The 19,044-nt window shown below is 64.7% G+C and carries 22 protein-coding genes; 18 read left to right on the forward strand and 4 right to left on the reverse strand.

What is annotated here, in order from left to right:
* Positions 1 to 175: 175 nt before the first annotated feature.
* Positions 176 to 1,012 carry a PhzF family phenazine biosynthesis protein gene (locus M1D40_RS01135; protein ID WP_461169895.1) on the forward strand — a complete coding sequence of 279 codons (837 nt, stop codon included), beginning with the start codon at positions 176 to 178 and terminating at the stop codon, positions 1,010 to 1,012.
* A gap of 88 nt (positions 1,013 to 1,100) precedes the next feature.
* Here the strand turns inward: M1D40_RS01135 and M1D40_RS01140 are convergent, their stop codons facing one another.
* Positions 1,101 to 1,520, reverse strand: coding sequence for a MarR family winged helix-turn-helix transcriptional regulator (locus M1D40_RS01140; protein ID WP_461169896.1), 420 nt, complete (start codon positions 1,518 to 1,520; stop codon positions 1,101 to 1,103).
* Between the two features lie 302 nt (positions 1,521 to 1,822).
* Here M1D40_RS01140 and M1D40_RS01145 point away from each other — a divergent pair, with 302 nt between their 5' ends.
* The gene (locus M1D40_RS01145; RefSeq protein WP_461169897.1) at positions 1,823 to 2,398 is read left to right on the forward strand and encodes a GNAT family N-acetyltransferase; all 576 of its coding nucleotides are present in this window, start codon (positions 1,823 to 1,825) and stop codon (positions 2,396 to 2,398) included.
* Between the two features lie 53 nt (positions 2,399 to 2,451).
* Here the strand turns inward: M1D40_RS01145 and M1D40_RS01150 are convergent, their stop codons facing one another.
* On the reverse strand, positions 2,452 to 2,811 hold the full coding sequence (locus M1D40_RS01150; RefSeq protein ID WP_341395337.1) for a universal stress protein: 360 nt from the start codon (positions 2,809 to 2,811) through the stop codon (positions 2,452 to 2,454).
* Positions 2,812 to 3,114: 303 nt separating this feature from the next.
* On the opposite strand from M1D40_RS01150, the gene M1D40_RS01155 reads away from it, so the two are divergent.
* Genes M1D40_RS01155 through M1D40_RS01165 form a run of 3 tightly spaced genes read left to right on the forward strand, consistent with a single transcriptional unit; the run spans position 3,115 to position 6,153 of the window.
* On the forward strand, positions 3,115 to 4,071 hold the full coding sequence (locus M1D40_RS01155) for a tripartite tricarboxylate transporter substrate binding protein (protein ID WP_461170976.1): 957 nt from the start codon (positions 3,115 to 3,117) through the stop codon (positions 4,069 to 4,071).
* Positions 4,071 to 4,646 (forward strand): tripartite tricarboxylate transporter TctB family protein, encoded by a 576-nt coding sequence (locus M1D40_RS01160; RefSeq protein WP_461169898.1) that lies wholly within the window; start codon positions 4,071 to 4,073, stop codon positions 4,644 to 4,646. The genes M1D40_RS01155 and M1D40_RS01160 overlap by 1 nt, the downstream gene beginning before the upstream one ends.
* Position 4,647: 1 nt before the next feature.
* The gene (locus M1D40_RS01165; protein ID WP_341395339.1) at positions 4,648 to 6,153 is read left to right on the forward strand and encodes a tripartite tricarboxylate transporter permease; all 1,506 of its coding nucleotides are present in this window, start codon (positions 4,648 to 4,650) and stop codon (positions 6,151 to 6,153) included.
* A gap of 154 nt (positions 6,154 to 6,307) precedes the next feature.
* Here M1D40_RS01165 and M1D40_RS01170 read toward each other — a convergent pair whose 3' ends face one another.
* On the reverse strand, positions 6,308 to 7,717 hold the full coding sequence (locus M1D40_RS01170) for an acetamidase/formamidase family protein (RefSeq protein WP_461169899.1): 1,410 nt from the start codon (positions 7,715 to 7,717) through the stop codon (positions 6,308 to 6,310).
* A gap of 295 nt (positions 7,718 to 8,012) precedes the next feature.
* Here M1D40_RS01170 and M1D40_RS01175 point away from each other — a divergent pair, with 295 nt between their 5' ends.
* The 11 genes from M1D40_RS01175 to M1D40_RS01225 all read left to right on the forward strand — a co-directional run bounded on the left by M1D40_RS01175 (position 8,013) and on the right by M1D40_RS01225 (position 16,773).
* Positions 8,013 to 8,789, forward strand: coding sequence for a DUF3592 domain-containing protein (locus tag M1D40_RS01175; RefSeq protein WP_461169900.1), 777 nt, complete (start codon positions 8,013 to 8,015; stop codon positions 8,787 to 8,789).
* A 69-nt stretch (positions 8,790 to 8,858) separates the two neighbouring features.
* A complete protein-coding gene (locus M1D40_RS01180; protein WP_461169901.1) occupies positions 8,859 to 9,464 on the forward strand; it encodes a class I SAM-dependent methyltransferase in 606 nt (201 codons plus the stop codon).
* 233 nt (positions 9,465 to 9,697) lie between these two features.
* A complete protein-coding gene (locus M1D40_RS01185; protein WP_461169902.1) occupies positions 9,698 to 10,222 on the forward strand; it encodes a CGNR zinc finger domain-containing protein in 525 nt (174 codons plus the stop codon).
* A gap of 281 nt (positions 10,223 to 10,503) precedes the next feature.
* Positions 10,504 to 11,835 carry a DUF2252 domain-containing protein gene (locus M1D40_RS01190; protein ID WP_461169903.1) on the forward strand — a complete coding sequence of 444 codons (1,332 nt, stop codon included), beginning with the start codon at positions 10,504 to 10,506 and terminating at the stop codon, positions 11,833 to 11,835.
* 123 nt (positions 11,836 to 11,958) lie between these two features.
* Positions 11,959 to 12,237 (forward strand): hypothetical protein, encoded by a 279-nt coding sequence (locus tag M1D40_RS01195; protein ID WP_461169904.1) that lies wholly within the window; start codon positions 11,959 to 11,961, stop codon positions 12,235 to 12,237.
* Positions 12,238 to 12,300: 63 nt separating this feature from the next.
* Positions 12,301 to 13,320, forward strand: a complete 1,020-nt coding sequence (locus M1D40_RS01200; protein ID WP_461169905.1) for an NADPH:quinone reductase — start codon at positions 12,301 to 12,303, stop codon at positions 13,318 to 13,320.
* Positions 13,321 to 13,376: 56 nt separating this feature from the next.
* Positions 13,377 to 14,144 carry an SDR family NAD(P)-dependent oxidoreductase gene (locus tag M1D40_RS01205; protein ID WP_461169906.1) on the forward strand — a complete coding sequence of 256 codons (768 nt, stop codon included), beginning with the start codon at positions 13,377 to 13,379 and terminating at the stop codon, positions 14,142 to 14,144.
* Between the two features lie 97 nt (positions 14,145 to 14,241).
* Positions 14,242 to 14,589: a PadR family transcriptional regulator gene (locus M1D40_RS01210; RefSeq protein ID WP_461169907.1), complete on the forward strand. Its 348-nt coding sequence runs from the start codon at positions 14,242 to 14,244 to the stop codon at positions 14,587 to 14,589.
* Positions 14,582 to 15,016 (forward strand): hypothetical protein, encoded by a 435-nt coding sequence (locus tag M1D40_RS01215; protein WP_461169908.1) that lies wholly within the window; start codon positions 14,582 to 14,584, stop codon positions 15,014 to 15,016. The genes M1D40_RS01210 and M1D40_RS01215 overlap by 8 nt, the downstream gene beginning before the upstream one ends.
* Positions 15,017 to 15,151: 135 nt before the next feature.
* Entirely contained in the window at positions 15,152 to 16,399 is a 1,248-nt protein-coding gene (locus tag M1D40_RS01220; protein WP_461169909.1) for an MFS transporter, read from the forward strand.
* Positions 16,396 to 16,773: an ArsR/SmtB family transcription factor gene (locus M1D40_RS01225; protein ID WP_461169910.1), complete on the forward strand. Its 378-nt coding sequence runs from the start codon at positions 16,396 to 16,398 to the stop codon at positions 16,771 to 16,773. Before M1D40_RS01220 ends, M1D40_RS01225 begins: the two co-directional genes overlap by 4 nt.
* Positions 16,774 to 16,836: 63 nt before the next feature.
* On the opposite strand, the gene M1D40_RS01230 is transcribed toward M1D40_RS01225, so the two are convergent.
* On the reverse strand, positions 16,837 to 17,856 hold the full coding sequence (locus M1D40_RS01230; RefSeq protein ID WP_461169911.1) for a DNA polymerase IV: 1,020 nt from the start codon (positions 17,854 to 17,856) through the stop codon (positions 16,837 to 16,839).
* 408 nt (positions 17,857 to 18,264) lie between these two features.
* Between M1D40_RS01230 and M1D40_RS01235 the strand changes: the two genes are divergently transcribed.
* Both M1D40_RS01235 and M1D40_RS01240 read left to right on the forward strand, forming a co-directional pair.
* Entirely contained in the window at positions 18,265 to 18,636 is a 372-nt protein-coding gene (locus tag M1D40_RS01235) for a DUF6355 family natural product biosynthesis protein (protein WP_461169912.1), read from the forward strand.
* 23 nt (positions 18,637 to 18,659) lie between these two features.
* Complete coding sequence (locus M1D40_RS01240) at positions 18,660 to 18,965, forward strand: DUF6355 family natural product biosynthesis protein (RefSeq protein ID WP_461169913.1); 306 nt, start codon at positions 18,660 to 18,662, stop codon at positions 18,963 to 18,965.
* Positions 18,966 to 19,044: the final 79 nt, after the last annotated feature.

A 19,044-nucleotide genomic window follows, 5' to 3' on the forward strand; every position in this document is an offset into this window, starting at 1 on the left:
TTATGAGACTAGGCAGTCTGCCACTAAGTACTGCGACTCCATCGCACACAATCGTTCTCCACCTGCTGCTGTAGAACACCGGTCGCGACTGGAGCGGATATCTCTGCCGAAAGGTCCACGTGATCGACGACCCGGAGCCCCGAGGGCGCTGGAGAATCCTTGTTAAAGTAGCGCTATGAAAGCGCGCCCCTACAGTGCAGTTGATGTTTTCTCCGCCGACCCGTATCGAGGCAATCCACTGGCGGTGGTGCACGACGCCGACGGCTTGAGTACGGAGGAGATGCAGCGGTTCGCGACCTGGACAAACCTCTCTGAGACGACATTCCTCCTGGCACCCAGCAGTCCGGAGGCCGACTACCGGGTAAGGATCTTCTCCGCCAAGGAGGAACTGCCCTTCGCCGGCCATCCCACGCTGGGGTCGGCCAAAGCGTGGCTCGACGCCGGCGGATCCCCCAAATCCGGTGGGACCCTCCTCCAGGAATGCGCGGCCGGGCTCATCCCGGTCCGGGTCGAGGAGGAATTGCTGGCCTTCGAAGCGCCGCCCCTGACACGCTACGAACCCGTGGATGAACCGCTCACCCGCAGGATAGCGACGGTCCTGGGGGTTCCGAGAGAGGCCGTCCTTGCTGTGTCATGGCTGGTCAACGGTCCGCAGTGGATTGGTGTCCGTCTTTCCTCGGCGCAGGACGTCCTGAGCCTGGAACCTGATCCGGCAAAGGCCGGCGACCTGGAAATCGGCGTGGTGGGCCCGCACGACACCACAGCCGAAACCCAGTTCGAGGTGCGTGCCTTCGTCGGAGGAGACCCCGTCTGGGAAGATGCCGTGACCGGCAGCCTGAACGCGGGCCTGGCACGGTGGCTGATCGACACAGAGTTGGCGACGGCGCCCTACACTGCGTCGCAGGGAACAGTACTCGGCCGGCAGGGCCGGGTGCACGTCAGCCTCCGCGACGGAAAGATCTGGGTTGGCGGCCACGTCACGAGCTGCATCGAGGGATCGGTCCGTCTTTAGCGACCGCCCGCCGCACGGTTCCGCAGCCCAGCAGTTCCTTCAGGGCCGGCGGGCGTCGCCCGTGTAGCTCTGCCCCGCTCACGGTGCGTCAGGCCGGCGTGGGCTCGAGCCGATTGATGAGGGCGATCAGCTGGCCGCGGAGAAGCTGGTCCGACAATCCCGCTGATTCCACCGGCGACCCACGCAGTAGATCGATACTCTCGACTACCGCCTGGCCTCGAACGGTGATGCGGGTGCGTATCGAACGCGTGTCCAGCGTGTCGCGAACCCTGGAGACCAACCCTTTAACCTCAAGCTTTTCGAGGACTCTTCCCATGGTCTGAGCCTGGATATGCACCAGATCGGCAAGGCGCGTCTGGCTGATCGGGCCGCTGTGGGCAAGTGCCTCCAGCGTGGTTGCGCCGGCATGGGTGACGTCCAGGCCCGTCAAACGTTGGCTCTGGTAGTGGTCGTTCAGACGTGCGGCCGTACTCAACAAGCGACTGCTCGTCCAATGTGCTGTACTCACGTACGTACTCTCTTCCTTTGACCACCATCCTCTGTTCCAAACCAGGAAGACCTGCGACCGGAACAGTAGCGGCAACCGGACAGGACCTGCCGCGAGGCCGGTGTCTGTCGGTGTACAAGCCAGCCTAGCGGCCTAAAATCTCACGGATCACCACATCGAACGTCCCTGTCACTTCTTGTGCCTGTCCCGCAAAGGATCGGATCACGCGCATAGCAGGATTAACCAGGCGCCAGTCCCCGGCCCTCCGGCCCGCCCAACGGGGCGATATTCGCCCCGATCACGTCGGGGATAGGGTCGGTGGTGTGAGCCACATCCTTCGTTCTGCGACCGCAGCAGATCTTCCCCAAGCGGCCCGAACACTTGCCCTCGCCTTCGATCGCTATCCCTGGACCCGATGGTCCATTCCGGCGGATCACTACGAGGCGCGTCTTGAGGAACTCCAAACTCTCTATTTGAAGCACGCCCTATGCCACGGACTCGTCTTAGTCGACGAGGGGGTGCGAGGGGTGGGGGCTTTCCTTCCGCCTGATACTCCTGAGCCCGGAGGCGATACACAAGCACGCATTGCGGAACTGCTGGGCAACCGACTAGAGATCCTCATGGGACTGCAGCTTCCGAGTCTCCCCTCTGACGCCTGGAACCTGGCGACTCTCGGCGTGCATCCTGCCAGTGCAGGAAAAGGCATTGGATCCGCGATCATCTCTGAAGGCCTTCGACAGATCGACGGTATTGGTTCGGTGGGGTTGGAGACCTCCGACGAGCGAAATGTACAACTATATGAACGCCACGGATTCACCATCACTGCGACGACGCAAATTTCAGGTGGCCCCTCCGTCTACTCCATGTGCCGCGATCTCCCCACAAAGGAAGAAAGATAGTGCACTAGACACGGGCCAAACGGGTCGCCCTTAGCGTCGTCCTCTGTATCGCCTTAGAGGCGCCGGGCCTTAACCGAGATCACCGGGGCGTTGGCCTCGAGCAGGATCTGCTGCGCCGCGCTGCCGAGCAGGAACTTGCCAACCGGGCTGCGGTGCTTGACACCGATGACCACAGCGGAGGCGTCGATCGCTTCAGCAGCGTCGAGGAGATCGCCCACGGCGTCGTGGTTGCGGGGATCCGGCATGCGGTAGGTGACCGGCACGCCGTCGAGCTCGGTGCCTTCGGGGTCGAGCTGGGTGCCTTCCAAATTGAAAACCACCAGGTCTTCCTGGCGGCGCCGGGCTTCTTCGATGGAGGCGCTGAGCGCGGCCTCGCCCTCGGGAGTGCTGGTGCGGGCAACGATGACGGTCATGAAGTCTCCGACGTGGGTGGGGGTGAAGAAGGACGATGAAAAAATTCATCTTGCGGGCGAATTTTGTTCTTCAGGTTCTCCGCACTGAGCAGAAAAAGCAAAACAGGTGGAGTTTGTTAAGAGCGGCAGCCAGGCCGACCCCGTCAATATGACAGGGATCACTTAGGATCTTTGGGTGGTTACTACGACGTTGAGTACTGACCAGCGTTCATGTCCCTTCTCCCCCCACTAAGGACAGTTGATTTCGTGAGCTCTTCACCAGATCGAGCCGGGTCCGGCACACGCCGCAAGCATCCGATCTTTTTGGCCGCCTACGGCATCGTGGCTGTCGCCACGATCGGCTTGGCCAGCTTCTTTTCCATCCAGTCCGCTTCCGGCGGCTCCGATATTCGCGCAAACCTCACCCTGATTGCTCCGGCAGGCGCCGGCGGGGGCTGGGATACGTTCATGCGCGAGCAGCAACAGGCCATGCGTGCCAACGGTTTGGTGAATAACACGCAGGTGGTCAACATCCCCGGGGCTGCCGGCACCATTGGCCTCGGCCAGCTCTCCACCATGTCCGGGCAGGCCAACAACCTGATGGTCACGGGCGCCGGGCTGGTCGCCGGCGTGGCGCAGCTGGACTCCGCCGTTACGCACGACGACGTGCGGCCCATCGCCCGTGTGGTGGAGGAGTACGACGTCGTTGTGGTTCCGGCCAGTTCCCCGTACAAGACTCTCGACGACCTGGTGCAGGCCTGGAAGGCTGACCCGGCGGCGATTGCCTGGACCGGCGGCGGCACCTTTGACCAATTGGTCATGACCGAGCTTGCTCTCGCTGCCGGTGTGGACCCCTCCGTCACAACGTACATCCCGAAATCCGGCGGAGGAGAGGCGGCTCAGGCGCTCATCACGGATACCGCCAAAGCTGCCACATCCGGGTACAAGGATGTTGCAGATCAGGTTGATTCGGGGCGCCTGCGCGCTCTCGGTTTGGCTGCCCCGCAGCGGCTCGACGGCGTCGACATGCCCACGCTGGCCGAGCAGGGCTACGACGTGGATCTCGCCAATTGGCGGGCCATCGTGGCACCTCCGGGAATTACAGATGAGGAATTCGCGGAGCTGAGGACCCTGATCGAGGAAACCATCGCGACCCCCGAGTGGAAGGACGCCGTGGAGCGCAACAAATGGGCCGATGTGTACCTCACCGGTGACGAGTTCGATGAGTTCATGATTTCGGAGCAGCAGCGCATCGGTGAACTAGTGAAGGAGATCGGCTGATGAGCACTCCAGGGCCCTCATCCGCAGGTACTGCGGAGCAGCACCCGAGCGAAAGTACTGAGACTACGGACGGACGGACCCCCGTCCGCACCTCGTGGCGGGACGGTCGCAGCGGGCTGCTCTTGTCGCTCCTTATGGTGGCGTTTAGCACTTATCTACTGTTCGGAATCCTCACGATGGACGTGGGGGAGGGCACGGACTTCCCCGGTCCGAGGTTCTTCCCCGGCATTCTGATGGTTGCCGGGTACGTCCTGGCTGTGCTGCTGGCGCTGCACTACGTGCGTTCTCCGGAACATCCCCAGGAGACGTCCACCCAGCGTTACCGCACCTTCACGGACTGGTCAGCAGTCCTGTGGGCGGCAGGAGGTTTCCTGCTCTTCGCCCTGACCCTGGAAACACTGGGCTGGATCATCGCCGCCGCCCTGTTGTTCTGGTCGGTCGCCAAGGGGTTCGGCAGCCGCCGGCCGGTCTTCGACATTTCATTCGCCCTGCTCTTCAGCAGTGCGGTTTACCTGGCATTCTCGGTCGGCCTGGGGCTCAACCTCCCCTCCGGCATCCTTGGAGGAGGTTTCTAACATGGATTCACTCAATCTCTTGATGGAGGGCTTCTCCTCAGCCCTGACGCCGATGAACCTGCTGTGGGTACTCGTCGGCTGCCTGCTGGGCACCGCCGTCGGTGTCCTGCCGGGACTGGGTTCCTCGATGGCGGTGGCTTTGCTGCTGCCCATCACCTTTGCCCTCGACCCGACTGCCGCGTTCATTATGTTCGCCGGTGTGTACTTCGGCGGCATGTTCGGCGACTCCACCATGGCCATCCTCATGAACACCCCGGGGCAGGCTTCGGCCATCGCGTCCACGTTCGAGGGGCACAAAATGGCCAAGGACGGCAGGGCCCCGCAGGCCCTGGCCACCGCAGCCATCGGCGCGTTCATCGGCGGCATGGTGGCCTCCGTTCTTGTCGTGTTCCTCGCCCCGGCCCTGGCCGATTTCTCGGCGAACTTCGGTCCGGCTGAATTCTTCGCGTTGGCCTTGTTCGCTTTTGTCGCCACGTCCTCCGTGGTCTCCGACTCAGCGGTGAAGGGCCTCGCGGCCCTCGTGATCGGCCTGGGTATCGCCACCGTGGGCATCGACCCGTTCTCAGGCGCCGAACGTTTCAGCTTCGGTGCGCCCGAGATGTTCGACGGCATCTCGCTGATTACCGTGACCGTAGCCATCTTGGCCCTGGGCGAGGTATTCCATATCGCCTCCCGGATACGCCGGGATCCGGCCGACCAGCAGGTCAGCTCCGCAGGCCGTCCCTTCCTCTCACGCGCCGAGCTCAAAGAGGCAGCCCCGGCATGGGCCCGAGGCACCGCGATCGGCTTGCCCTTCGGCGTCATCCCGGCCGGCGGGTCCGAGATTCCGACGTTCATCTCCTACGACGTGGAGCGGCGCATTGACCGCCGCCGCAAGAACCCGAAGTTCGGCAAAGGCGCCATCCGCGGCCTGGCCGCTCCCGAGGCCGCCGGCAACGCCACCACCGGCACCGCCATGGGAGCTCTGCTCGCCCTGGGCCTGCCGGTCTCGGCCACGGCAGCGATCATGCTCGCCGCATTCCAGCAGTACGGACTGCAGCCGGGCCCCCTGCTGTTTGACCGTTCCCCCGACCTGGTCTGGGCACTGCTGGCTAGCTTCTTCATCGCGATGATCGTGCTGCTCATCATCAACCTGCCCTTCGCAGGGCTTTGGTCCAAGCTGCTCCTCATTCCGGCCCCGTACCTGTACGCCGGAATTACCGTATTCTGCGGCCTCGGCGTCTACGCCACCTCCGGGGCGGTGTTCGACCTGCTGATGCTGCTCGGGCTCGGTATGGTCGGCTTCCTCATGCGCCGCCACGGAATGCCCCTGGCTCCGCTGATGATTGGTGTGGTGCTGGGTCCGCTGGCGGAAACCAGCATGCGCGATGCGCTGCTGTCCTCCAACGGTGACTACTCCGTGTTCGTGGACGGGCCGATCCCGCTGGTGCTTTACGCGTTGCTTTTCATCGTGCTGGCGGTCACCGTGCGGTCCAAGATTGTGAACAGGACCCGCAAGGACGTGTAGTTTCCACCTCTCAGCAGCACAATCTCCGAAGGGCCTCGCCGATCAGCGGGGCCCTTCGGCGTTGTAGGAGCCAGCCGGTTCCGCGGCGACCGTCAGGTGGTTCTTTGCATCCGTGACGCCAGCGTAGCGCCGGTCGGCAGAGCAACCGGAGCCCTCAGCCGAAGTCCGCCTTGCGGATCAGCCCGTGGACGCCCACGGTCCGGTCCACCACCTGGGAGACGGCGAAATCGGCGGCCGCCGAAAGGTAGGCGTAGGCCACGGCCCGGTCCATGCCCTTTTCCTGCTCCAGGAAGTCCAGGGCATTGACCACCGCCCTGCGCATCGCCACGTTCAGGTCGCTGCTCACGCCGCCGCCGCCCAGACCGTCCGGGTCGGACAGGCCGATGGGAATCCAGGCCTCCGGCGTCTCCCCGAAGGGGTAGTGGTGCGCCAGTTCCGGGGCGTCGCCGGCACCGGGCTTGCAGACGGTCAGCCGGAAGGTGCCGCGCAGGGACCCTTCCATTGCGGTCAGGGCCACCTCGCCGTCGCCCATGCCCATGTGCGGATCGCCCACGTAGAAGAGTGCGCCGTCGGCCTTCACCGGCAGGTAAAACGTAGACCCGGGGCCCAGATGGCGGATGTCGATGTTGCCGCCGCCGAGGGTGGGCGGCACCGAATTGGCCTCCGCATCCGTGAGTCCGCTGCTTTCGGCGAAGGCCACGCCCATCATGCCCATGAACGGGCGCAGCGGGAAGCGCACCTTCATGTCGCCGCTGGTCATCACGCCCTTGCCGTCCTCGATCGCGGTGAAGACGGAAACGTTGTGATAATCCGCCGGTATACCGGAGGCGCGGTTGTCCGAGGCCGCCGGCGGCATGACTTCCTCCAGCGTGATGCCCTCCGGTGCGGCCGCGCCGTTCTGCAGCGCCAGCGACCCCTTGCCGTGCCGGCTGGACACGACGCCGTACGGAACCCGGGGCACGGCGTCGAGCGTTTCGATTTTCAGCACGTCGCCGGGTTCCGCGCCTTCCACCGCGACGGGGCCGGTGACCACATGCGGTCCGTCGGCATCAAAGTTCCGCGGCGTGCGGTTGTAGCCGGCCGCGATGTCGACGGCGTCCTGCAGCACGCCGTCCTCGGCCACGCTGTGGCTGCCGAAGAAGGAGAGCGGATCCCGTCCCTGGTCTTCCAGGATTCCTTCATGCGAGAGGGCGTCGATGGTGATGGTTTGCCCGGACTTGATCCGCGCGACGGGCGTGGCATGCACGGTGGGCACGTAGCCCCACAGCACGTCGTCGGGCGTGGAGGCGAGGTAGTGGTCGCCGGGAATGTCACCGGTGTGCGGCTGCAGGATCTTCCCCGGCTGGGCTGGCGACGGTCCGGAAGTGCCGGTAGCGGCCGTGCCTGCGCCCGCCGTCGCCGTGCCGGACGAACCTGCGGGAGAGGGTGTCTGGGCCGCGTTGGCACTGCACCCTGTGGCGACAGCCAGAGCACCGAGACCCGCCGCGGCAGAGAGGAATTTCCTGCGGCCCAGTCCCTTGGTCAGCACCTCGGCGGCCTCGCGCCCCAACATCATTGCGTTCATCGTGTCCTCCTGTAGCTCGTGGCAACAAGCTAGTCAGTCGGAGTTTCGGTGCTGTTTCAGGCGGATGAACGGAAGGTGCGGAGGAGCTACGGCGACGACGGCGGTGCCTTCCCCGCGAACGAAGGCACCGCCGTCGTCACACAGTCAACCGTGCCTGGCTGCCCGCGCTAGTCTGCCCCCATGGACCAAAACGCCCTGTAGATTCGAGGGGCCGCCGCCGCCGGGCACCGCTTCACAGCGGCTCTCTTTGACGCAGGCGCGCCGAACAATGATTGACCGCTAGGAAAGGCAGAACGTGCAGCAAAAACCTCCCGGTGCCGATCCGGCTCCGGAACAGGCATCTGACCGGGACGGAGAAACCGGTTCATCCGGCAAACCCGAGGAGAACGTGCCGTTTGTGCCACCGGAAGGATGGACACGCTCCGCTAACCGCAGCACCAGCCGCTTCGCCTTTGAAATCAGCAACACCACCCGGTATTACACCAATGACGGTCAGGGCACGGGGTACTTTGCACCCGGCTGGAACGCGGAGCGGCTGGCCCGCAAAACCGGGGTTTTCCGCCGGATTGCCCTGGTTCTGGCGGTGCTGATCATTGCGGGGAGCGCCGTCTGGATCCAGCACGCCTACGAGACGCAGGATGACTACGCCTGGCTCGAGGCCAACGGAGCGGCCACCACGGCAGTTGTCAGCGACGTAACCGTTGAGCATGAAACCGACCGGTACCACTACGGCAACAGCAGTTCAGGCTGGGATTACATCACCACAACGACGGCGCAGATCAGCTACCCCGCCCAGGATGGCGAAGCCGAGGGAACCATCGAGGAGACCCGGTCGCAGAAGAAATCATTCCCCGAACCGGAATGGAGCACCGGAGAAAAGGTGCGGCTCTACGTGGATCGGCAGGATCCAGCGCACTTTGTGCTCTTTGACGAGACCCGCGAGCGGGACCTTTCCCGGGAAACACCGCTGGAGGTGAAAATCGCCCTCGTGGTTACCGCCGTTTTGCTGATTCTTCCCCTCTTTCTCTACCTCGCCGGAAGAAGAAACGTCCGGGAAGCCCGCAAGCTCTGATCGGCTTTGTCCGCGTCCCGCATGTCCGCGTCGTCCTGCCGCTGACGGCGGGAGACGTACGCTGGAGAGATGCGAAACGAAACTCTCTGGGAAGCAAAAAAGCGGCAGAATCCCGGCCATTCCGCCTGGTACATCTCGCGGTTTCAGCAGATGCGCGAGCAGGGCGCGGATCTGCACGGTGAAGCCCGGCTGATCGACGCACTGGTTCCGCGCGGCGCCCGGATCCTCGACGCCGGCTGCGGTCCGGGGCGAGTGGGCGGCGAGCTGGCTGCCCGCGGGCACCACGTCGTCGGCGTCGACGTCGATCCCGAACTGATCGAAGCCGCCAAGCAGGACTTCCCGGACCTGCAGTGGTTTGTCGGCGACCTGGCGGAGCTGGACCTGCCCGCCGAAGGGGTTGCCGAGCCGTTCGACGTTATTGTCTGCGCCGGCAACGTGATGACGTTTGTGGCCCCCGGAACCCAGGCCGAGGTGCTGGCCCGGATGCGGAACCACCTGGCCGACGGCGGCCGCCTGGTCACGGGGTTCGGCGCCGGCCGAGGCTATGACTTCGGCCAGTTCCTCGAAGACGCGGCGTCCGCGGGGCTGGAATGCCAGCAGAAGTTCTCCACCTGGGACCTGCGGCCGTTCGCTCCGGACTCCGACTTCCTTGTGGCGGTATTCGGCCGGGCCTGAGCCGCGCTAAACAGTCCGGCTGATCCCGGAGGGGACGGGCTGCGAGGGCGCCTGGAAGTCCACGCGCCGCGCCGTGCACTGGGAACACCTGACATAGAGGATGAGCCCGCGGGATACCCGGTGACGGGACTCGGTCAGCCAGGAATGCTCGTGGCCGGGGTTCTGCAGCTGGCGGGGAGACTCGGTTGAGGCCGGGGTGGTAGGCATGGAATCCAGCATGGTGTAATGCCCTTATGCATCTCAACCCTTACGGCGAATACGCCGTCCTGCTCGCGGCGTCGCTGGCCAATGAATGGCCGGACTCCCGGGCGGGGGTGGTGGAGCGCACCCGGGAGTTCGGCATGACAATGGGGTTTCCCGTCTGCCCGGACGATCACCAGCGGACCCGCCGGGTGGTCGATGACTGGCTGGATATAGTCCGCACGCCGGATCCCGGCGGCCGGGCTGCGCTGTTGAACACGCAGATGGCCGACGCCACCGCGTATCCGCGGCTCACAGACCACGACGGCGAAGGCTGGCACCTGCATTACCGCGACGACAACCAGGCGCTGCCTTCGGTGCTGCGGGCCGTGATCAGCGTGGGCACTTCGCTGCATCTCGTGACCCGCGGAATGCACCGCCTCGGAATCTGCGCGGCAGAGCCCTGCGGGCAGGTGGTTGTGGACGTCACCCGCAACGGCCGTCAGCGCTACTGTTCAGTGCGCTGCGCCAACCGGGCCGCAGTCCGCCGGCACCGCTCCCGGGGCGCTCCCGCCTGACTCCCCGCCCTGGTGCCCGGTCGCCCTGGTGCCTGGTGCCCGGTGCCCTGCCCTTCGATGCCCTATCCAACCGGGTGGGTTCCTGCCACGCTTGGACCTGAAAGCACCGGCCGAGGGGGTTTGGGCCGCTGGCAACAAACGGAGGTCACCCGATCATGCCGGAGCAAAAAGCGGAGCAAAAAACCGGGCAAAAAACCGGGCAACACCTGAGCGTCAAGGAACGGACAGCCAAGGGCAAAGCACGCCGGGAAAAGACGCCCCTTTCCAGCCACGCAGGATGGATGCCCGCACCAAACCGGCCCGATCCGGTTGCCCTGCTGGAGGAACAGAATCTCACCAGGGAGCCGGACCTGGTGCCGGTGCGGCACGCCCGCATGCTGGCTTCCCCCTTCACCTTCTTTCGGGGAGCCGTGAAGATCATGGCCGCGGATCTGAGGGACACTCCGCGGTCGGGGCTGCGCGTGCAGCTGTGCGGAGACGCCCACCTGTCCAACTTCGGACTGTTTGCCTCACCGGAGCGTCACCTGCTCTTTGGCCTGAACGACTTTGACGAGACCCTTCCGGGACCGTTCGAGTACGACGTCGAGCGGCTGGCAGCCAGTTTCATCATCGCGGCGCGGAACAACGGGTTCACCGGCAAGGAAGCCCGGGAATCGGCCCTCGCGGCGGTGACGGCCTACCGCGAGGCAATGGCTCAGTTTGCGCAGATGCGAACCCTGGACATTTGGTACGCGCGGCTGTCCGAAGACGCGCTGCAGAGCATGGTGTCGGAGGAGGCTTCCCGGAAGAACAAGATGTCCAAGAAGTCCCGGCGGGTGGAAAAGGCCGTGCAAAAGACCGCAGCCAAGGCACGCACCCGCGACAGCCTGCAGGCGCTCTCCAAACTCGGAGAGTTTGTGGACGGAAAATACCGCATTGTCAGCCAACCGCCCCTGGTCGTTCCCCTGCGGGAACTGGAAGACGCGTACGGCCTGTCCGGGGACGAGGTGCAGCAGGCGCTCCATGAACAGCTCCGGTCCTACCGGGCCACACTGCCGGCCGACCGGCGAACCCTGCTGGAGCGTTTCGAGATCATTGATGCCGCACGCAAGGTCGTTGGGGTCGGCAGCGTCGGCACCCGGGCCTTCATTGTGTTGCTCCAGGGCCGCGACCAGCAGGATCCCCTGTTTCTCCAGGTCAAGGAGGCCACCGGATCCGTACTGGAGGACCACCTGCCCAAGAGCAAGTACCGGCAGCCCGGCGAGCGTGTTGTGCAGGGCCAGCGGCTGCTGCAGGCTGCGAGCGACATCTTTCTGGGCTGGACCAAGGGCGTGCAGGACAACCGGTACCTGTACTGGCGGCAGCTGCGGGATATGAAGGGCTCCGCGGCGGTGGAGGCGATGCGCCCGGCCGGGATGGCATTTTATGCGCGGGCCTGCGGCTGGACCCTGGCCCGGGCCCATGCCCGCTCCGGTGATCCGGTAGCCATCGCCGCATACCTCGGCAAGAGCGGGAAGTTCGATGCGGCGATCACCGATTTCGCCCAGCGCTATGCCGATCAGAACGAGAGGGACTATCAGGCTTTCGCGGCGGCGGTGGGCTCGAGCCGCCTGAAAGCCGCCGAGGAGACCTAAGCGAGCAGAATCTGCCGGCAATTACTGCGGCAGAACGGCCGCGGCTGGTGCATCATGTACCCCAGCCGTCCAGCTTCAGGCACACACGGCCTGGATGAAGCTTCCCAGTACAGGAGAAACCTGATGAATCCAGATGCTGAGATCGAACGGCGCGCCCGCGCCATCGTCATAGCCCGCACCGTCTACAAGGCCGTACTGGTGGTGTGGGTCCTGGCCGCCGCCGCAATGCTGCTGATCTGGTGGTTGACCACGCCGGACGGCTACTTCTGGCCTGTCTGGCCGATCCTGGGACTGGCAGTTGCCGCGATCGCCTGGGGGCTGGCGCTGTACGGCAAATTTGCCTTCAAGATACGGGAGGACAAAGTAGCCCGCGAGGTGAAGCGGCTTCGTGAAGCGGGCTAGCAGGTTCTATTCCCGGGACCACGTCCCGGGAATAGAACGCGGAACCTGCTTCTTTTAGTGCTCATGAAAGCAATTGTGTATTCCTCCGCTGGTGATTCCTCCGTCCTCAATCTGGTTGACCGCGAGGTCGCCGCTCCCGGCCCGGGCGAAGTGCGGGTCCGCATCGTCGCCTCCGGCGTGAACCCCACCGACTGGAAGGCCCGCGCCGGCGGCGCCCCCTTTCCCGAAGTGGTGCCGAACCAGGACGGTGCCGGAGTTGTCGACGCGGTCGGCGACGGCGTCACTCATCCCCAGGTGGGCGAGCGGGTCTGGGTCTACCTCGCGGCCCACGGCCGTCCGACCGGGACCGCCCAGGAATTCGCTGTCCTCCCCGCGGACCGTGTTGTGCCGCTTCCGGAAGGCATCGGGTTCGACGTCGCCGCCAGCCTCGGCGTGCCCGCGATGACGGCGCACCGGGCCCTGACTGTCCACGAGTTCGGGCCGTCCCGTCTTGCCCCGGACGCACTGAGCGGACGCATGGTCCTCGTCCAGGGCGGTGCGGGCGCCGTCGGCCATGCCGCGATCCAGCTCGCCGCCTGGGCGGGCGCAACCGTCATCGCCACGGTCAGCAGCGACGCCAAAGCCGAACTCGCCCGCGCGGCCGGCGCCCACCACGTTGTCCGTTACCCCGACGACGCGGAAGCCGACCGCATCCGCGAAATCGCTCCCGACGGCGTCGACCACATCGTTGAGGTGTCCCCGGCGCAGAACGCGGCCCTCGACGTCGACGTGATCGCCAACCACGGCAGCATTGCCTACTACGCGAACAACAACGGCGACGAATTCACCGTTCCGGTCATCCCGAGCTTCGCGAAGAACGTCCGCTGGCAGGGTGTGCTCGTCTACACCGTTGGTTCGGAAGCACACTACGCGGCGGCGGAGGACATTACCGCTGCGCTGCGCGACGGCGCCCTGCCGGTGGGGGAGCAGGCCGGGCTTCCCCTGACCTGGTTCTCCCTTGAGGACACCGCCGCCGCGCACGACGCCGTCGAGAACGGCACCACCGGCAAGGTCCTCATCCGGGTGGGGGACGAGACCGCCTAGCGTCTTACTCCGCACCGGGCGCGGTCCTGCGCCCGGTGCGTTGCTAGGCTCGTGCCATGAATTCCGCGGCATACCTGAAGCACCTTTTTGGCCTGGACGGTCGCGTGGCGCTCGTCACCGGCGGAAGCTCAGGGATTGGCCGTGCCATCGCGCTGGCACTGGGACAGGCAGGCGCCCATGTTGTTATTGCTTCCCGCACAGCGTCAGCCGTCGACGCCGCGGCGGAGGACATCCGGCAGTCCGGCGGCTCCGCGGCCGGCGTCGCCGCGGATCTGTCCACCCGTGACGGTGCACATGCACTTGCCGACGCTGTCGGCGCCGTCGACATCCTCGTGAACTCGGCCGGAATCAATCTCCGCCCGCCGATGCCAGAGCTGGACGAGGCCGTCTGGGACGCCACGATGCGGGTGAACCTCGACGCACCGTTCATCCTTGGCCAGCGGCTTGCGCCGGGCATGGCCGAACGTGGATTTGGACGGATCATCCACATCAGCTCCCAGCAGGCACACCGGCCCTTCGCCGCCAGCGGGGCCTACGGCGTCTCGAAAGCGGCGCTGGAAGCGCTGGCGCGGTCGCAGTCTGAAGCATGGGCTCCGCACGGGATAACCGCGAACGTCCTGGTGCCCGGGTTCGTGCGGACGCCGCTGAACGAGCGGCTCAGCTCGAACCCCGACGCCGTCCGCTCCCTGTCCGCCCGGACCCTGATCGGGCGCAACGGCACTGCGGAGGACTTCGCCGGCGCCGCACTGTTCCTGGCCGGCGCGGGCTCAGCGTACGTTGTTGGCCAGTCACTCGCCGTCGACGGCGGCTTTTCCGTTCACTGACGCTGTGCCGGCCTCCGTGCTCAACTCGGTGCAACCGGTCCTGAAAAAAACATCACACTAGGTTGCTTTACCAACTAGGTGGGTTCATGATCTAGTCATGGAAATTTCGCAGTGGCCGTCCGAGTGGCTGAGGGGTGTCCTCGCCGCAGCGGTCCTGTCGATCGTCAGCGAGGAGGAAACCTACGGCTACCTCATCGGACAGCGGCTGGCTGAAGGCGGGCTCGGAGTCGTTAAGGGCGGCACGCTCTACCCGCTGTTGACCCGCCTTGAGCAGGACGGGGTCCTCACGGCAACCTGGCGCGGCGGCGACGGCGGTCCGGGCCGGAAATACTACGCAATTACGCCCGCCGGGCAGGAACGGCTTCAATCCCTGCGGGCGGACTGGGGAGTCTTTTCCGCCAACGCGACGTCGATCATTTCCGGAAAGAAGGCAGGCAATGACTGAGCAGCCCTATGCGGAATACTCCGAAGACCTGCGGGATGCACTCGAATTCCGCGGCGTTCCCGACGAAGCGGTCACTCAGATAGTCCGCGAAGTGGAAAGCCATGTGGCGGAGTCCGGCGAGGATCCTGCCATGGCGTTCGGGCAGCCCGGCGACTACGCAGACAACTTTGCGCCGCGCTCACGGCTGGTGCGGTTCCGGGCACTGCTCATTTCGTCCGTGATTCTTGCCGGCGGAGGAGCGTATGTACTGATTTCGGGTGTTTTTGGACTGCTCTCGCCCTCCGCCACGCTCTGGGGCCTGCCTCCCTGGGCTCGGATAGTTTTGGGGGCTGCCGGGATCACAGCGTTCTTTGCGCTTCTGCTCGTCGCGGGTGCGCGGTCCAGACGCAGCGCGTCGACATGGCGGCTTCCGGCGGGCGGGGGATAGCAGGGCATCCGGGCTGCCGGGTAACTGCCGGCCACCTGGCCGGGGGTGCCGCGGGAAGGCGCTGTCCTCGTACTGGCCGCCCAACCGGCTACAATATGTGCGTAAGCATGCACATATGCACTCAAAGGCGGCGTCATGTGGTCAGTTTTACGGAACCGGGTCTATCGGCGGCTGTATGCCGCTCAGGTGATCGCGCTGGTTGGAACCGGGTTGTTGACGGTGGCCCTGGGCCTTTTGGCCTACGATCTCGCCGGGAGCAACGCCGGTGCGGTTCTCGGCACCGCGCTCACGATCAAGATGGCGGCCTACGTGGGGCTGGCTCCGCTGATCAACGCACTGCTGGCGGGGCGGCCCACAAAACGGATCCTGATTGGTGCTGATCTTGTGCGGGCGGGGATGGCCCTGAGCCTCCCCTTCATCAGCGAGGTTTGGCAGATCTATGTGGTGATCTTTTTGCTGCAGGCGGCATCAGCAACGTTCACTCCTGCCTTTCAATCCGTGATCCCGGAGGTCCTTCCTGACCGGGGCGAGTACACGAAGGCCCTGTCTCTTTCACGGCTGGCGTATGACCTGGAGGCGCTGGTCAGCCCGGCTCTGGCAGCCCTGCTGCTGACCATGCTCAGTTACGGCAACCTCTTCCTCGGAACCGTTGCGGGTTTCCTGTGCTCGGCACTGATGGTTGCCGTGACAGCTCTGCCTCCGGTCCGCCAAACCGGCGGCGAGCAGACGTCCGTGTGGCACCGCACCACGCTCGGAACCAGGATCTTCTGGCGGAACCGCAGGCTGCGCGCCTTGCTGGCCCTGAACCTGGTGGTTGCCGCACCAACAGCCATGGTTCTGGTCAACACCGTGGTTTTTGTCCGGGATGTGCTGCAGCGCTCGGACAGTGATCTGGCCCTGGCTCTTGCCAGCTTCGGCATCGGCTCCATGGTTGTTGCCTTGGCTGCACCGCCGGTCCTGGAAAAATTCGGTGACAGGACGGTGATGCTCTGCGGAGCCGCCGTCATTCCGGTTGCTTTGGCTGCCACCGCCGCGGTGGTAGCCGTTGTTCCGGACTCAGGATGGGGACTGCTGCTCGGGCTCTGGCTCCTGCTCGGAGCGGCCAACTCCACGATCCTGACACCGTCGGCGCGGCTGCTGCGGGAAGCCTCCACTGAAGCCACCCGGCCCTACGTCTTCACCGCCCAGTTCTCACTTTCACATGCCTGCTACATTCTGACGTATCCGCTGGCCGGCTGGTTCGGGGCAACTGCCGGCCTGGGCTGGGCCGCAGCAGCGCTGACGCTTGTTGCAATAATGGGCAGCGCGGGAGCCTTCCTGTCCTGGCCCCGGTCTATGCCGGCGGAAGCGCCCGCAGCTGTAGAAAAGGAGGATGGCGCTTGAGCAGCGAACATCCCGGCCCGCCCGTTCCCGAATCAGGGGCGCCCTCACTGGTCCACGCCGTGGAGCCTGGCCCTGAACTCCTGGAGGCGGCGGCGGCCACACTGCGCCTGCTCGCTGAACCAACCCGCCTGGCTCTGCTGTGGAAACTGCTGCGGGGTCCTAAAACGGTTACTGAGCTGACCGCGGGTGCGGGAGTTTCACGCACCGTCGTCAGCCAGCACCTGGCCAAGCTTCGGTTGAGCGGACTGGTCGAGACCCGCAAGGACGGCCGGCATGTCATTTACTCCCTGCGCGACGGGCATCTCGAGCGGCTGATTCGTGAAACCATCAACCACGCCGACCACCGGGTCACCGGTGAACCCAGCCACGGGTGAACCGGTCCGCGGGCAAGCAGCCGTTCCGCGGTTCTGCGGCGGCCGCAGGGCAGTTTCCCGGGTTCACCAGCCGCCGCGCGTGGGTGTGTGACCCTTCCGCGCGTCGTCGGGCATGGCCATTTCGGCCCGCAGGCCCAGGAGGCGGATGGGGCGGCCGGGTTCGATCGCGCCGGCCAGGTCCATGGCCCTGGCTTGGACATCTTCCCGGTCGAACGTCTCCGGGATCTTCCGGGCGTGGGTCTTGGTGGTGAACGGCGCGTACCGGACCTTGAGGGTCAGCCCGATCACCGGCCGGCCCTCGGCTTCCACGTCCTTCAGGACCTGCGCGGTTAACTCCTGCACGGCGTCGTGCACCTGGTCCGGCTCGGTGAGGTCCTGCTGGAAGGTGGTTTCACGGCTGCGTCCGCGGGCCACCCACGGGGTGTCATCCACAACGCTCGTACCGCCTCCGCGTCCGAGCTCCGCGTACCAGGGCCCCATTTTGGGGCCGAACTCCGGAACCAGCGTCGACGGATCGGTCGCAGCGAGCTCCGCGACGGTGGCGATGCCGAGCTTCGCCAGCCGGCCCGAGATCTTGTTGCCGATGCCCCACAGATCCTTGGTGGGCCGCTCGCCCATCACGTCGAGCCAGTTCCCGGCGGTCAGGCGGAAGACGCCGGCGGGCTTGCCGAAGTCGGTGGCGTTCTTGGCCCGGATCAGGGTGTCGCCGATGCCCACGCTGCAGTGCAGCTGCGTTTGCTCCAGGACGTCGGCCTGGATCTGCCGGGCGTAGGCTTCCGGATCTCCGGTCTCCGTTCCCACAAAGGCTTCGTCCCACCCCAGAACCTGCACGACGGCACCGGGCTGGGCCCGCAGGGCGGCCATCACCAGATCCGAAGCGGCCGCGATGCGCAGCGGCATGCCGGACCCCACGCCGAAGGCCCGCGCTTCATAGGAGGCGGTGGAGACCACCGCCCGTTCCGTCGGGTCTCCGCGGCCGCCGACGATGACCGGCTTGCCTGCGAGTTCCGGGCGCCGGAGCACCTCGACCGCCGCGATGAACTGGTCGAGGTCAACGTGCAGAACCCAGGGGTTTCCCTTCACGGGACCAGTGTGCCTCTGCCGCAAGCCTCCGATCCAGACCTGGCCGCCGGGACTTCCCGGCCGGGTGCCGGATTCACCATTGCCCAACCATATTCAAGGAGCTATTTTTGCCGGTTCATGATCGCAATGTATGTGATGAGTGCGGCGATCGTAACGAAACAGAATGGAATAGTCCAGAGCGCCACCCCTTGACTTATGACGCCATTTGATAATAGCCAGAAGAGGGTGGCGCCGCAGACGATGAGAATGAAGATGGCCGCACTCTGCCATTTCCACTTGATCTCAGATTTTCGCGAATTACTCAATTCTTTCCCTTGCATGCTCACCTTACTGCTGGTATTGTCATTTACGTTATTTCGCCACATTCAAAAAAAGTTAAGAACCAATCTACATTGGAGATTGTAACTTATGAAAAATGCAGGCTTTAGAAAAATAACATCAACGGCCGGCGCCACTGCGCTGCTTGCCACGGCGCTTGCATCGGCCTCAGGGCTGATTGGAGCGGGTCCTGCCAGTGCAGGAGTGTGCGGACACTATGAGAAGACCGAGTACTACGACTCGACTATCAGCCTTCCAAAACCCTTCACTTGGAGTCCTTTCTCGGGGGAGAGGCGAGTCGCTCACTATACCCACTGCACCAGTGACGGGTCGAACGTGAACGTGAGGGTTGATACAGCGGACGGTCCCCTGGACCTTTGCCTCCCTCCGGGTGAGTCTCGCCTTGGTTTTGTGAACCAAGACAAGAGAATTTCATACTCCTATGCCATCGGGGGGTGCTAAAAATGAAGGGCATAGCGAGGAAAATGACTACATTCTCGATCACAGCTGGAGTCTTGCTCGGTGGATCGCTGGCACTCGCGCCTGCAGGCCAAGCCGCATCTCCTTGCGGCTTCTACCCGCTCACTACGGGAAATCTCGGAGGTGGGGATGATGGAAACTATGAAAAGGGCATTTATAATCACTGCACCAGCAATGGTTCGACGGTGAAAATCAGAGTCGATTACACTTATGCGTCCGAGGAGTTCTGCGTAACTGCAGGCGAAACGGAACTATATGCAAACCCCAGCCTTGGCGCACTGCGTTACGCGGTCGCAATCGGCGGCTGCTAGGTATTCACCTGCGCTAGCATCCGAAACGACGTTGGCGGGATGTCGCTACTGGGGCTGTGGAACTTGTGTCTGACCGTTC

Source organism: Arthrobacter sp. Z1-15, assembly GCF_054792395.1.

Excerpts from the sequence above, each read along its gene's own strand:
- M1D40_RS01150 (WP_341395337.1), bottom strand. The coding sequence starts at position 2,811 with ATGACCGTCATCGTTGCCCGCACCAGCACTCCCGAGGGCGAGGCCGCG.
- M1D40_RS01215 (WP_461169908.1), top strand. The coding sequence starts at position 14,582 with ATGACTGAGCAGCCCTATGCGGAATACTCCGAAGACCTGCGGGATGCA.
- M1D40_RS01170 (WP_461169899.1), bottom strand. The coding sequence starts at position 7,717 with ATGAACGCAATGATGTTGGGGCGCGAGGCCGCCGAGGTGCTGACCAAG.
- M1D40_RS01165 (WP_341395339.1), top strand. The coding sequence starts at position 4,648 with ATGGATTCACTCAATCTCTTGATGGAGGGCTTCTCCTCAGCCCTGACG.
- M1D40_RS01135 (WP_461169895.1), top strand. The coding sequence starts at position 176 with ATGAAAGCGCGCCCCTACAGTGCAGTTGATGTTTTCTCCGCCGACCCG.
- M1D40_RS01200 (WP_461169905.1), top strand. The coding sequence starts at position 12,301 with ATGAAAGCAATTGTGTATTCCTCCGCTGGTGATTCCTCCGTCCTCAAT.
- M1D40_RS01220 (WP_461169909.1), top strand. The coding sequence starts at position 15,152 with ATGTGGTCAGTTTTACGGAACCGGGTCTATCGGCGGCTGTATGCCGCT.
- M1D40_RS01205 (WP_461169906.1), top strand. The coding sequence starts at position 13,377 with ATGAATTCCGCGGCATACCTGAAGCACCTTTTTGGCCTGGACGGTCGC.
- M1D40_RS01210 (WP_461169907.1), top strand. The coding sequence starts at position 14,242 with ATGGAAATTTCGCAGTGGCCGTCCGAGTGGCTGAGGGGTGTCCTCGCC.
- M1D40_RS01185 (WP_461169902.1), top strand. The coding sequence starts at position 9,698 with ATGCATCTCAACCCTTACGGCGAATACGCCGTCCTGCTCGCGGCGTCG.
- M1D40_RS01240 (WP_461169913.1), top strand. The coding sequence starts at position 18,660 with ATGACTACATTCTCGATCACAGCTGGAGTCTTGCTCGGTGGATCGCTG.
- M1D40_RS01235 (WP_461169912.1), top strand. The coding sequence starts at position 18,265 with ATGAAAAATGCAGGCTTTAGAAAAATAACATCAACGGCCGGCGCCACT.
- M1D40_RS01190 (WP_461169903.1), top strand. The coding sequence starts at position 10,504 with ATGCCCGCACCAAACCGGCCCGATCCGGTTGCCCTGCTGGAGGAACAG.
- M1D40_RS01160 (WP_461169898.1), top strand. The coding sequence starts at position 4,071 with ATGAGCACTCCAGGGCCCTCATCCGCAGGTACTGCGGAGCAGCACCCG.
- M1D40_RS01180 (WP_461169901.1), top strand. The coding sequence starts at position 8,859 with ATGCGAAACGAAACTCTCTGGGAAGCAAAAAAGCGGCAGAATCCCGGC.
- M1D40_RS01195 (WP_461169904.1), top strand. The coding sequence starts at position 11,959 with ATGAATCCAGATGCTGAGATCGAACGGCGCGCCCGCGCCATCGTCATA.